Raw genomic sequence first — 12,993 nt, 5'->3', positions numbered from 1 at the left:
TGTTGGGAAAAATGGAGGTCAGGCGGCGACTTCGCCCTCTTCGCCGCCATCCCAATAGCGGATGCGCTCGGCATGGACCTGGATCATCATCACGCCCGGCGTATCGATCCCGTCGGGAAAGTAGCGGTCCAGGTCCTTGGTCCAATGCTCCTCGAACCGCGCCCGGTCCTGGATCAGCGCGGCGCGCCCCTCGATCGCGATGAACAGCGGCGGGCCGCCCAGCATCCCGACCGCGCCGGTATAGCAGAGCATCACTTCGGGATGTGCCCGGATCTCGGCGATCTTGCGCGACTGTTCATAGGCGAAGAAATAGCTGTCGCCGTCAAAGTCGACATCGCCATTGTTGCTCATGGGGCGAGCCGTGATCCCGCCGGTCGCGGAGTGGGTGCCGAGCATCGCGAAGTCTAGCTTCGCCATCTTCTTGGACAGGTCCGATCGCGTCCATTGCGCCATGCGCTTGTTCTCCTGTCGGTGATGTCGAGCATGGCGAAGTGCCAACCCCATGAATCTCCGATGGAACTGCAACGGGCGGATGCGGCGATGGTTCATTTGCGATCGGTCGGAGGAACCGTGCGACTGTCATGCCGTTTGCCCGTCATGATGGATGGGCCCAGTAGCATCGGTGATATCCTGTCCACGCTGGACGATCTGGCGGACGATCATGACCGCGTCTCGCTGGGCGATGTCCTCGAAGCGTTCGGGAACCGATCGTTCGGGCCGTTCCTGTTGCTGCCCGCACTGATCGACATCTCGCCGGTCGGTTCGATCCCCGGTTTGCCGTCCCTATTGGCGGTCGTCATCATCCTGGTCGCGGTGCAACTGGCGTTCGGGCGGCGGCATTTGTGGTTGCCCGAGTTCCTGAAGCGGCGCTCCGTCGCCAGCGACAAGGTGCGCAAGGCGGTGAAGAAGGCGCACAAGCCCGCCGCCTGGGCCGACCGCTGGTTTCACGGTCGGCTTCCGGCGCTGACCCATGGGCCGTTCCCGCGCATCGCGGCGGTCGCCTGCATCATCCTGGCGCTGACCGTGCCGCCGCTGGAGCTGCTGCCGCTCGCCACCACCGCGCCGATGGCGGCGATTGCCACCTTCGGCCTGGCGTTGATGGTGCGCGACGGACTGGTGATGATCGTCGCGCTTGCCCTGGCGGTCGGCGCGGTGGCGGTCGGGATCGGGTTGGCCGTCAGCAAATTATAGGCGGCCCTTCACGGGATCAGGCGATCACGGGGACGGAGCGACCTGCTTTGGCTTGACATACCGGTCGAGCCAGTCGGTCATCTGCCACAACGTCTCTTCGGTCGATTCCAGCGCGCGATAGCCGTGCGGTTCGTTGGGCAGAACGACATAGCGCACCGTCGCGCCATTGCCCTTCAACGCGGCATACATGCGCTCCGACTGGATGGGGAAGGTGCCGCTATTGTCGTCGGCCCCGCCATGGATCAGCAGAATGGGCGCCTTGATCCGGTCGGCATAGGTGAAGGGGCTCATCTTCGTATAGGTGTCGGTCGCCTGCCAATAGGTGCGCTGCTCCGCCTGGAAGCCGAAGGGGGTAAGGGTGCGGTTATAGGCCCCCGACCGCGCGATCCCCGCCCGGAACAGGTCGGTATGCGCCAGCAGATTGGCGGTCATGAACGCGCCGTAACTATGGCCGCCCACCGCGATGCGGCTCCGGTCGGCGACGCCCAGCTTGACCACCGCGTCGACGGCGGCCTGCGCATCCTCCTGAAGCTGTTTGACATAGGTGTCGTTCGCCTCCGCCCCGCCTTCGCCGATGATCGGCATCGCCGGGTCGTCGAGCACGGCATAGCCCTGGGTCAGCAGGAACAAATGGCTGATCCCGCGCGGACGGACGAAGCGGTTGCCCTGATCCACCGTCTGGCCCGCGACCTTCGCGTCGGTATATTCCGCCGGATAGGCCCAGAGCAGCGTCGGCAGCGGCCCGTCCCGCTTCGCATCATAGCCCGCAGGCAGATAAAGCGATCCCGACAACGGCAGGCCATCGGCGCGGTTATAGGTGATGGTCCGCTGCGTCACGCCTGCGAACACCGGGGCGGGATCGGCGAAATTCGTGACCGGCTTGGCGCCGCCGCCCCTGATGCTGCGGATCATGTAATTGGGGGGCAGCTTGGCGCTTTCGCGGCGGGTCAGGATGCGGCCCGATGTGTCGTCGAGCAGCGCGACCACGTTTTCGTAATAGGGCGGTTTGGCGCTCCACAGCCGCTTCTGTTCGCCGCCGATCAAGGGCAGGGTGGCAAGGAAGGGGAAGGCGCCCGCTTTGGTCGCGCCTTCGCCGGTGACATAGACGCCGTCATGCTTCGGGGTGAAGCGCATCACGCGCTTGCCCGCCCCATTCTCCTCCAGCATCGGGCGGCCCGGATCACCATATTGGTCCTGATAATTGCGGGTCAGCACGAGGCGCGCCTCGCCCGGTCGGCCCGGCGCGATCGCCAGCCGATGTTCGGTCCGCGAACGCCATTCGCGGTCGACCACCAGCGCGAAGCCGTCGTCGCCCCACCATGTCGCGGCATAGCGGGCGGGCATCCGCGCCAGTTCGACCGGCTCGGCGGTGAAGGGCGCGGCCTGCATCATCAGACTGTCGTGATAGGCGATCCTGACACGGGGATTGCCACCATCCAGCGCCTCCGCCCAGACCAGGGTCGCAGGCGCGTCGGCGCGCCATTCGGCCTCGCGCGGACCCTTGACCGTCGCGTCGAAATCGACCGGCAGGTCATCGGCGAGCGGCCGGTCGACCAGCGTCTTCACCGCCTGTCCGTCGATGGTCGATACCGCGATCTCGGTCGGGAAGAAGCGCGCGGGCAGCAGATAGGAATAGGGTCGCTTGAGCCGCTCGGTCAGCAGATAACGGCCATCGGGCGACACGCTGACGTCGGTGATCAGGCCGGGCGTGCCGATCGGGCGGGCGGTGCCGTCCAGATCGATCCGAACGAGCTGGCCGGTGAAATAATAGTCGAACAGCGCCTCGTCATGCGCATTGCCCAGCAGATCCTCATAGGTCCGCGCGGCGGAGCGGCGGCCGCTGCTTTCCTGCACGATCGGGCCGGTCGGCGTGGTACCGGCGACCGGCGGCGCGCCCCGGTTCGCGACCACGGTATAGGCGATCAGCGACCGGCTGTCGGGTGTCCAGACGAAAGGCGTGCCGAACGTGCCGTTGAGCCCCGTGGCGACGGCGCGGGCGCGACCGTCGCGTTCGGCGATCCAGAGCGACAGACCATCGGGCGCTTGCGCGTAGAAAGCCAGACGACTTCCGTCCGGCGACCAGTCCGGCGCGGCGAAGCGGGTGCCTGCGGGCAACTTGACCTCCACCGTTCGCCCGGTACCGACATCCTTGAAGCTCAGCGCATTGAGCCACTGGACGCGGACCTCCGCCTGGCCGTTGGTCGCGGGATCGATGCGATAGCCCCCGAGGCGCAGGATGGGCTTGGACAGATTGGCGATGGAGGGCAGGCTCTCGCGCCCCAATATCGCCAGCGTGCGGTGATCGGGGCTGACCGCGACGGCGGGGGTAGGGGGCGTTTCCAGTGCCTTCGCGATCGCATCCGGCGCGCGGTGATAGCCCGTGCCCGGCGTCTGGGCATGGGCGGTGGTGGCCAGAAGGACGGCCACCAGACAAACTCCGACGCGCATTGGGAACCCCTTGTTTTACTATGCGAAGGGGTGTGGCACGTCAGGCCCTATCGCCGCAAGGCCGCCGCCAGCGTCAGCCCCGCCGTCAGTTGCAACAGCCCATAGGCGCGTCGGCGCAAGGGGTGACCGGAAAAGGGGCGGACCAGCGCGTCCACCGCCCCGACCTCCGAGCGCCAGAGGTCGACATGCCGCGCCGGCTGCAAGAGGCCCAGCATCCCGTCGCCGATCATGAAGACGGCGGCCATTTCGGCTGCGCGGCGGATGCCGATCCCGGTCGAGCTTGGTTCGGTCATATCCATTCTCCAAAGCCCTTCAACGCCTTGGCGTCGCGATCGTCGCAAAATCGGGAACGCTTGGTGTGCATGGCTCGTCTGTTCGGTCGGCTCGATAAGTCTGACGAAGATAGTCGGCTTTACAGGTCGGGCCTTATCCGGCCTTATGCGCGGGTACCGGGCGGCTGACGGCGAATGTCGCTACCTGGACCGAATTCAAGGAGTGGAACGAATGGCTTCCGAGATCGAAGAACGGCAAGGCCCTAACGCCGGGGAATGCCCGGTCGCACATGGCGGCGGTGGCAGCGGCGGGGCCGGTAAGCGCGGTGGTCGCGGCGGCCATGGCAACAAGGACTGGTGGCCGGAACGGCTCCGTCTGGAGGGGCTGAACCAGCATAACCCGCGCTCCAACCCGCTGGGCGAGAATTTCAACTATGCCGAGGCGTTCGCCGAACTCGATCTCGACGCGCTGATCGCCGATCTGCACGCGCTGATGACCGACAGCCAGGATTGGTGGCCAGCGGACTTCGGCCATTATGGAGGCCTGTTCATCCGCATGGCGTGGCACTCGGCCGGCACCTATCGCACCACCGACGGGCGCGGTGGGGCCGGCGGCGGGCAGCAGCGTTTCGCCCCGCTCAATAGCTGGCCGGACAACGCCAATCTCGACAAGGCGCGGCGTCTGTTGTGGCCGATCAAGCAGAAATACGGTGCGAAGATCAGCTGGGCCGATCTTTACGTCCTGACCGGCAATGTCGCGCTGGAATCCATGGGCCTCAAGACCTTCGGTTTCGCGGGCGGCCGCGCCGACACCTGGGAGCCGGAAGAACTCTATTGGGGGCCCGAGGGAAGCTGGCTGGGCGACGAGCGCTATTCGGGCGAGCGTCAGCTTCACCCGGCGCTGGGTGCGGTCCAGATGGGCCTCATCTATGTCAATCCGGAGGGGCCGAACAGCAATCCCGATCCGGTCGCCTCGGCGCACGACATCCGCATGACCTTCGCGCGGATGGCGATGAACGATGAGGAGACGGTCGCGCTCAACGCCGGTGGTCACACCTTCGGCAAGACGCATGGCGCGGGCGATCCGTCCTTCATCGGTCCCGAGCCGGAAGGCGCGGTGATCGAGGATCAGGGTCTCGGCTGGCGGTCCAAACATGCCAGCGGTTCGGGCGGCGACGCCATCACCTCGGGCCTGGAAGTGACGTGGAGCCAGACGCCGACGCGCTGGTCGAACAACTATTTCCGCAACCTGTTCGAATATGAGGACCAGTTCGAGCTGGTGAAGAGCCCGGCGGGCGCCTGGCAGTGGGAGGCCAAGTCCGCCCCCGCCGACGTACCGCATCCGCACGACCCGTCGAAGAAGCAGCATCCGCGCATGCTGACCTCCGACCTCGCGATGATCAAGGATCCGGAATATCGCAAGATTTCCGAGCGCTTCTACAAGGACCCGGACTATTTCGCCGAGACCTTCGCGCGCGCCTGGTTCAAGCTGACGCACCGCGACATGGGTCCGGTCGAGGGCTATCTCGGGCCGCTCGTGCCGCAGGAGCCGTTGCTTTGGCAGGACCGCGTCGACCCGCTGGATCATCCGGTGGTCGATGAGGCCGATATCGCGTCGCTGAAGGCGAAGATCCTGGATTCGGGCCTGTCGGTTCCCGCGCTGGTCGGTGCGGCCTGGGCTTCGGCCTCGACCTATCGCCGGTCGGACAAGCGCGGCGGCTCGAACGGTGGCCGCGTGCGGCTTGCTCCCCAGAAGGACTGGGAGGTCAACAACCCGGCCCAGCTGGCGGAGGTGCTGGCGAAACTGGAAGCGATCCAGGGCGCGTTCAACGCCTCGGCGACCGGCGGCAAGAAGGTGTCGATGGCCGACCTGATCGTGCTGGGCGGTTGCGCGGCGGTCGAGAAGGCGGCGAAGGATGGCGGGGTCGAGGTGACCGTGCCCTTCACGCCGGGCCGGATGGACGCGCGTGAGGACCAGACGGATGTCGAGTCCTTCGCGGTGCTGGAGCCGTTGGCGGACGGCTTCCGCAACTATCGCCAGGGGCCGCAATTCATGGTGCCGGAGGAAGCGCTGGTCGATCGTGCCCAGTTGCTCGACCTCAGCGGGCCGGAAATGACGGTGCTGGTCGGTGGCCTGCGCGTGTTGGGCGCCAATGCGGTCGGCGTGGCGGATGGCGTGTTCACCGATCGGGTGGGCACCTTGTCGAACGACTTCTTCGTCAACCTGCTCGACATGAACACCGAGTGGGAGCCGACCGACAACGACAATCGCTTCGCGGGACGCGACCGTCGGACCAAGGAGCACACCAAGTCGGCGACCCGCGTCGACCTGATCTTCGGATCGCATTCGGAACTGCGCGCATTGGCCGAGGCCTATGCCTGCTCCGACTCGAACGGACCGTTCGTGCGCGATTTCGTGAAGGCGTGGGACAAGGTGATGAACGCCGGTCGCATGGACATCTGATCCATCCGACCTTCGTGACGGAAGAGGGGGCGTACCGCGATGGTGCGGCCCCTTTTTCATGCCCTCTGGCCGCGATGCTATGCCCAAGACCTTGTTCTCAAACGGTTAAAACCAAATCCCTATCGGGCAGATAGAAATTGTTGATCCGAAGCCGGCCGATCGCGCGGTAAGGTCGGACAAGCCCGCTGCTCGGCAATAGGCGGGTCAGAACAAGGATTTCAGGGAATGATACAGGGCCGCACCATCGCCCTTCTCGGGGTTTCGCTCCTCTCGCTGGTCGCGCAGACCGCCTATGCGCAGACCGCCACCTCTTCGCCCACGCAGCAGGGCCAGGCGGAGGATCAGGCCGCACAGACCGCGCCGACCGCCGGGGCCGCGACGACGGGCGACGAGGGCAACGACATCATCGTCACCGGCACGCGCACCGAAGGCCGCACCCGGCTGGACAGCGTATCGCCGGTCGACGTGCTGAGCGGCGCCAGCCTTCAGCGACAGGGGACCACCGAACTCGCCTCCGCTCTGGCGGCGGTCGCTCCCTCGATCGACTTCCCGCGCCCTTCGGCGAACGACGCGACCGACGCGATCCGCCCCGCGACGCTGCGTGGCTTGTCACCCGACCAGACGCTGGTCCTGATCAACGGCATTCGCGGCCACAGCTCGGCCAATCTCAACACCAACGGTACGGTCGGGCGCGGTTCGGCGGCGGTCGATCTCAACACCGTGCCCACCGTCGCGCTCGACCGGATCGAGGTGCTGCGCGACGGGGCGTCGGCGCAATATGGCTCGGACGCGATCGCGGGCGTGGTCAACCTGCGTCTGCGCGAAGCCCGCTCGGGCGGCGGCGCGTCGGTGACCTATGGCTTCTACAACACCCAGGTGGATACCGCCGCCAACAGCCGCCACGTCAATGGCGAGCCGGTCGTCACCGCATCGGCCTGGCAGGGCATCGGTTTCGGCAGCGACGGCTTCATCACCGTCTCGGGCGAATATACCAAGCGCCAGCCGACCAACCGCGCCGATATCGATCGCCGCGTCACCCCCAACCGCATCACCGGCCGCTATGGCGATCCCGAGGTCGAGCAGTTCACCGGCTTCGTCAATGCGGGCACCTCGCTGACCGATAATCTCAGCCTCTATGCGTTCGGCGGCTATCAGGATCGCGACACGCGCGGCGCGGCCTTCCCGCGCAACGCCAATGCCTCGACGACGCTGGCGGGCTATCCCAACGGCTTCCTGCCGATCATCAACACCAAGACCAAGGATATCAATTCCGCGGTCGGGCTGCGGGGTGATTTCGGCGGCTATAATGTCGATCTGTCGTTCAGCTATGGCCGCAACACGGTCGATTTCCGGACGCTCAATTCGGCCAATTACGCCTATGGCGCGGCGACTCCGACAAATTTCTATGACGGCCAGGTCGCCTATGACCAATATGTCGCCGGACTGGACGTCACGCGCAAGTTCGACGTGTTCCAGTCGCTCAACGTCGCCTTCGGCGTCGAAGGACGGCGCGAGGGGTACAAGATCTCGCCGGGCGAGCAGGCCTCCTACGGTTATCCGACAACCGGCGCGGTGGCGGGCGCATCGCCGGGCGCGCAGGGCTTTGGCGGGTTCAGCCCGGCCAACGCGACCAAGCGCGACCGTCACAGCGGCAGCATCTATCTGGATGTCGAGGCGCAGGTCACCGACAAGCTGCTTATCGGCCTGGCCGGGCGAGGCGAGGATTATTCGGACTTCGGATTGACCGCGACGGGCAAGGTCTCGGCGCGCTATGACGTGACCGACTGGTTCGCGTTGCGCGGCACCGCCTCGACCGGCTTCCGCGCGCCGTCGCTGCAACAGCAATATTTCACCCAGATCGCCTCGGTCGTGACCAATGGCGTGCCGATCCTGACCGGCACTTTCCCTTCGGTCAGCGTGGTCGGCACGGCGCTGGGCGGCCTGCCGCTGGAGCCGGAAAAGTCGACCAACCTGTCGGTGGGCACGGTGATCCGGGCGGGGGGCTTCGACCTGACGATCGATGCCTATCGTATCCATATCCGCAACCAGATCGGCCTGTCGGAGAATATCACGACGTCGAACAGCCAGTCGGCGGCGGTCAATGCCGAGATCGCGCGCCTGCTGGCCCAGACCAACACCGGCGCGACGGCGGCGCGCTTCTTCATCAATGGTCTGGCCAGCACCACCAAGGGCATCGACGTGGTCGCGCATTATCGCCTCCGCACCGAAAGCGTAGGGAGCTTCGACTTCACGCTGGCGGGTAACGTCAACACGATCGAGGTGACGCGCGTGCCCACCTCGACCGCGACGCTGAACCCCGCGCCGACGCTGTTCGCGCGCAGCCGCATCCTGACGCTGGAGGAAGGAACGCCGGGCGAGAAGGTCACCGGCACGATCGACTGGTCGCTGGACCAGCTGGGCGCGCTGGCCCGCGTGACCTATTATGGCAACGTCAACCAGCCGGGCACGACGCCCGCCGCCGACGTGCTGACGGGCAACCGGGCGATCACCGACCTGGAACTCCGCTATACCGCGCGGAAGGGCGCGCAGATCGGGCTGGGCGTCAGCAACCTGTTCGACGTCTATCCGCGCGCGACGCCGATCGCGAACAACTCGACCGGCGTGCTGGGCTTCCCCTATTTCTCGCCCTTCGGGTTCAGCGGGCGCTACGTCTATGCGCGGGCCGGCCTGAACTGGTAAGGCGGGCCTGAGCGGGGGAAGGGGGGCGACCCGTCAGTCGTCCCCTTCCTCCATCTCACGGTCGATCTCATCCATGAAGTCACGTGCGGCCTCGCGGTCGGCCTCGTCCTCGAAGGCGTCTTCCAGATCGGGCGCGGCGCCCAGCATATAGGCGAGGCACCACAGGGCGAAGCGACGCCCGCTATCGCGCTCCAGCCCGAATTGCAGCCGCAACCGCTCGATACCGGCGGTAAGCTGTTCGGGCGTGAGGTCGGCAATCTCTTCGGTGCCGAAGAAGCGGACGAGCAACTGATCGAAATCCATGCCGCCTGATAGCCGAAATGGGCCCCGCTCCCAAGGGGCCCGGTGCGGCGACGCTTAACGAAAGCTGGTCGCGCGGCGCACCATGGCGTCGACCGGGACGTCGTGCAGCACCCGGTACCGCGCCTCGACCAGACTGAACAGGCCGAAGCCCAGCAATCCGGCCCCGACGATCAGGTCGAAGGGGTTGGTCAGCCAGGACAGGACATGCGCCATGCCCCCGGCTTCGCGCGCCTGTTCCTCCAGGCCCGCCTTCACCAGCAGGAAGCCGCTGATGAGGAAGACGAGGCCCCGCGCCGCATAACCCGCGCGACCGCTCCACATCACCCAGGCCCGGCGGGCCATGTCCGGCTCCAGATAGCGGAGGAAGGAGCCCTTCGCCGCCTTCACCAACTGAATGACCCCGAGCAGGGCCAGCACCGCCGCGCCGACCAGCACCAGCGCCCAGCCGCCGGGCAGCTTCAGGGCGGTTTCGGTCCCTTGCCGAGTCCCGTCACCCGAAAGCGCGGCTCCGCGCATCAGCTGAACGGCCTGCCAGGCCAGGAACAGATGGACGATCCCGCTGACCCCGGCCCCTGCGCGTTCGGCGATCCCCTTGCGATCCGATCCATGCCGCTCGATGTCGAGCGCCGCGTCCGCCAGCCGCCAGATGCCATAGGCGACCAGCCCCGCCGCCATGACGCCCAGCAGGAACTGGCCGCCGCCCTTGCCCAGATACTCCAACGCGCCGCTAGGGTCCTCCGCGCGTCCCGTGCGCAGGATCAGCACGGCGATGACGATGTAGAGCAGCCCCCGCGTGGCGAAGCCGATCCGCGTCAGGTTGGTCAGGCGTGCGCTCGCGTTCATGGCATCTCCTTCGATTTGCAGGAGACAACCGAAAGAGCGGCGGTCCGTTCCGCCCTGGAAACGGACTGGGCGCGGGGCCTAGCTCCAGTGGCGAACCGGACCCGTATCGACATGGACGAAACCGTCATGCGGATAATAGCCGACACCCCCGGCACGCAGCGCCAGTGCCGCGTCGCGCAGCCGGTTCAGTGGTACGCCCGGAATGGCGATGTCGGTCGCCTTGCCCAGCATATGCTGGCTCTTGCTGGCGACCCCGTGGGAACGGGCGTGCATCGCGCCGTTGGTCTTCGGGCTGCGATAGGCCGACACCAGCCGCAACGGCTTGGTCGGCGCGATGTCCAGACGATCACGCAGGCGGACCAGCAGGTCGAGCAGCTTCGGGTCCATCGTCCGCGTCGCGCCGGTGCGCCAGTCGCGCATCGCATGGTTCAACTCGACGAGGCCATCGGCGCGGTAGCGGCCATCGGCGAAGAAGCACACGTCGCATCGCTCGCGAGTGTTGGCGTTGACGAAGGCGAGACGGCGTTCGGGCGTGCGTGCCGACACGCGTTCCGACAGCGCCGCCATCACCAGCGCGGCCGCGCCACCGCCAATCAGGTCGCGGCGGGAATAAGGGGATTGAGACAAATGCGTTTTCCGGTCGAGGAGGGAAGCCCCTTATTACAACAGGATGGTTGACGACTCCTGACCCCGTTCCGCCCTCTCGTCGCACCATGCCCACCGCTCGCCGGATTGGGGCCCCTTCGGTTGATCGGGAGCCGACGCCGTTTCGGTGCGTTGCTGCTTTCCGGATAAGGGAGTGACCTGTGCAGAAGCGGATGGGGACGTCGTTGGTGCTGGCCATGATGCTGGCAGGATGTAGCGGGCAGGGCACCGCGGATCGGAATGCGAGCGCCCCCGCCAAGGAGCAGGCCGGACCCGCCCAATGGAGCGACAAGACCAGATCGCAGCTGCGCGAGGCGATCGATGCGCGCGCCGCGCACGGGCTCGACCATATGCCCTTCGACGCCAGTGTCAGTGATGACGCCGCCCTGACCACCCAAGCGCTGCGCTATGCGGCGGCGCTGGCGCGCGGAGCGACCGATCCGACCAAGCTCTATGACGTCTATACGGTCCCCCGCCCGTCGCCCGACCTGAAGGCGGGTCTGGCGGCGGCGCTCAAGGCCGGGGATTTGGCCGGCTGGTTGAACGGCCTTGCGCCGCAGGACGCCAATTACAAGAAGCTTTCCGCCGCCTATCTCAAGCTGGTGCGTCAGCCCCAGCCACAGGATAGCGCGACCCCGATCGTCGACAGCGGCGAGGCGATCAAGCCCGGTGCGAACGATCCCCGCCTTCCCGCCATCGCGCGCGAACTTGTCATTCTGGACTATCTGCCCCGCGATATCGCGCCGGGCGCCACCTACACCCCGCAGATGGTTGCCGCCGTTCGGCAGATGCAGGCGGATTACGGCATGAAGCCTGATGGCGTCATCGGTGACGAGGCGCTGGCGATCCTCAATATGTCGGACGCCGACCGCGCGCGCGCAGTGGCGATCGCGATGGAGCGGCTCCGCTGGCTGGAACGCACGCCGCCCGCGACCCGGATCGACGTCAACATTGCGGCGGCGCGGCTGACCTATTGGCGCGACGGCAAGATCGTCGACAGCCGCAAGGTGGTGGTCGGCGAACCCGACACCGAGACGCCGCAGCTCAGCTCGCCCATCTTCCGCCTGGTCGCCAATCCGACCTGGACGGTGCCCCGTTCCATCCAGGAGAAGGAGATCGCCAGGAAGGGCGCGGGGTATCTCAAGGCGAACAACATGGTCTGGAAGGACGGCTGGATCGTCCAGCAGCCCGGCCCCAAGAACTCGCTGGGCCTGGTCAAGTTCGACATGCAGAACGACCACGCCATCTATCTGCACGACACCCCCGCCAAGGTGATGTTCGGCATGGTTCAGCGCCAGCGCAGCCATGGCTGCGTTCGCGTCGACGACGCACTGGGATTCGCGGAGATGCTCGCCAGGGACGAGGGCGTGCTCGATCAGTGGCACCAGGCGCGGCAGACGGGCAAGGAGAGCTTCGTCAAACTGCCGCGCCAGATTCCGGTCCGGCTGCTCTACCAGACCGTGCTGTTCGACGACGACGGTGAGCCGATCGTCCGCAACGACCCCTATGGCTGGGACGATCGCATCGGCTCGGCACTGGGCTTCAAGGCGGGCAAGGCGTTGCGGGTCCAGACCGGCGCGGCCGATGTCGGACCGTAAGGCGTCTCGGGCGGTCTGATCGGCCGAGACGTTCACCGCGTCGCGGCTGGGGCATGGATGGCGGAAGAGGTGACCGCCTCAATATACCCCAGGAATGGCTAAAATGCTCTACTTTTGCTCCGTCTTGTCGAGGCGATACCCCGACTTATACCCCTATGCCGTTTTGCGACCCGGCGATGTGCGGGCAGTATAGCAGATCAGCGGAGGGGGAGCGATTCGTCCGCCACAGAGGCTATGAACGTTCCAGCACATAGCCCCAGCCGCGCTCATTGCTGATCGTCACCTCGCCGCCCAGGCTGCGCAGCCAGCTCCGCAGCCGGCATATCCTGACCTTGGTCACGTTCGTCTCGGCCGCCTCGCTGACGGTCAGCATGGCAAGGGCGATGTGTGAGGCACGCCCCCGCTTCACGAGGTGGTAGAGCGTCTCCACCTCGCCCCGTGGGCGATGGTACCGGACGCCCCGCCAATAGACCGCCGCCGGGTCGCGCTGGACGATCAGGCCGAACCGCTCCACACGGTCCGGCCGATC

The 12,993-nt window shown here is 66.4% G+C and carries 11 protein-coding genes; 4 read left to right on the top strand and 7 right to left on the bottom strand.

Annotated features, from left to right (window positions below):
• Positions 1-18 precede the first annotated feature (18 nt).
• Positions 19-453, bottom strand: a complete 435-nt coding sequence (locus SM191_RS00625) for a pyridoxamine 5'-phosphate oxidase family protein (protein ID WP_341504493.1) — start codon at positions 451-453, stop codon at positions 19-21.
• A 144-nt stretch (positions 454-597) separates the two neighbouring features.
• Between SM191_RS00625 and SM191_RS00620 the strand changes: the two genes are divergently transcribed.
• Complete coding sequence (locus SM191_RS00620; RefSeq protein ID WP_341504492.1) at positions 598-1,191, top strand: exopolysaccharide biosynthesis protein; 594 nt, start codon at positions 598-600, stop codon at positions 1,189-1,191.
• A 24-nt stretch (positions 1,192-1,215) separates the two neighbouring features.
• Here the strand turns inward: SM191_RS00620 and SM191_RS00615 are convergent, their stop codons facing one another.
• Together SM191_RS00615 and SM191_RS00610 are read right to left on the bottom strand one after the other, a co-directional pair.
• A complete protein-coding gene (locus tag SM191_RS00615) occupies positions 1,216-3,618 on the bottom strand; it encodes a S9 family peptidase (RefSeq protein ID WP_341504491.1) in 2,403 nt (800 codons plus the stop codon).
• Between the two features lie 68 nt (positions 3,619-3,686).
• Complete coding sequence (locus tag SM191_RS00610) at positions 3,687-3,932, bottom strand: hypothetical protein (RefSeq protein ID WP_341504490.1); 246 nt, start codon at positions 3,930-3,932, stop codon at positions 3,687-3,689.
• Between the two features lie 211 nt (positions 3,933-4,143).
• Here SM191_RS00610 and katG point away from each other — a divergent pair, with 211 nt between their 5' ends.
• Positions 4,144-6,375 carry a catalase/peroxidase HPI gene (katG, locus tag SM191_RS00605; RefSeq protein ID WP_341504488.1) on the top strand — a complete coding sequence of 744 codons (2,232 nt, stop codon included), beginning with the start codon at positions 4,144-4,146 and terminating at the stop codon, positions 6,373-6,375.
• A gap of 225 nt (positions 6,376-6,600) precedes the next feature.
• Positions 6,601-9,075, top strand: a complete 2,475-nt coding sequence (locus tag SM191_RS00600) for a TonB-dependent receptor plug domain-containing protein (RefSeq protein WP_341504487.1) — start codon at positions 6,601-6,603, stop codon at positions 9,073-9,075.
• A 33-nt stretch (positions 9,076-9,108) separates the two neighbouring features.
• Here SM191_RS00600 and SM191_RS00595 read toward each other — a convergent pair whose 3' ends face one another.
• From SM191_RS00595 to SM191_RS00585, 3 genes are all read right to left on the bottom strand, one after another.
• Positions 9,109-9,378 (bottom strand): hypothetical protein, encoded by a 270-nt coding sequence (locus SM191_RS00595; protein ID WP_267433221.1) that lies wholly within the window; start codon positions 9,376-9,378, stop codon positions 9,109-9,111.
• 54 nt (positions 9,379-9,432) lie between these two features.
• Positions 9,433-10,221 carry a DUF1206 domain-containing protein gene (locus SM191_RS00590; protein ID WP_341504486.1) on the bottom strand — a complete coding sequence of 263 codons (789 nt, stop codon included), beginning with the start codon at positions 10,219-10,221 and terminating at the stop codon, positions 9,433-9,435.
• A 78-nt stretch (positions 10,222-10,299) separates the two neighbouring features.
• On the bottom strand, positions 10,300-10,788 hold the full coding sequence (locus SM191_RS00585; RefSeq protein ID WP_341504581.1) for a DUF882 domain-containing protein: 489 nt from the start codon (positions 10,786-10,788) through the stop codon (positions 10,300-10,302).
• A gap of 239 nt (positions 10,789-11,027) precedes the next feature.
• Between SM191_RS00585 and SM191_RS00580 the strand changes: the two genes are divergently transcribed.
• Positions 11,028-12,464 carry a L,D-transpeptidase family protein gene (locus tag SM191_RS00580; protein WP_341504485.1) on the top strand — a complete coding sequence of 479 codons (1,437 nt, stop codon included), beginning with the start codon at positions 11,028-11,030 and terminating at the stop codon, positions 12,462-12,464.
• Positions 12,465-12,696: 232 nt separating this feature from the next.
• On the opposite strand, the gene SM191_RS00575 is transcribed toward SM191_RS00580, so the two are convergent.
• Positions 12,697-12,978 (bottom strand): hypothetical protein, encoded by a 282-nt coding sequence (locus SM191_RS00575; protein ID WP_341504484.1) that lies wholly within the window; start codon positions 12,976-12,978, stop codon positions 12,697-12,699.
• Between the last annotated feature and the right edge of the window lie 15 nt (positions 12,979-12,993).

This window comes from Sphingomonas sp. 2378 (genome assembly GCF_038084995.1).
Lineage (GTDB): Bacteria > Pseudomonadota > Alphaproteobacteria > Sphingomonadales > Sphingomonadaceae > Sphingomonas.
This window is presented reverse-complemented; position numbering and strand designations above follow the sequence as displayed.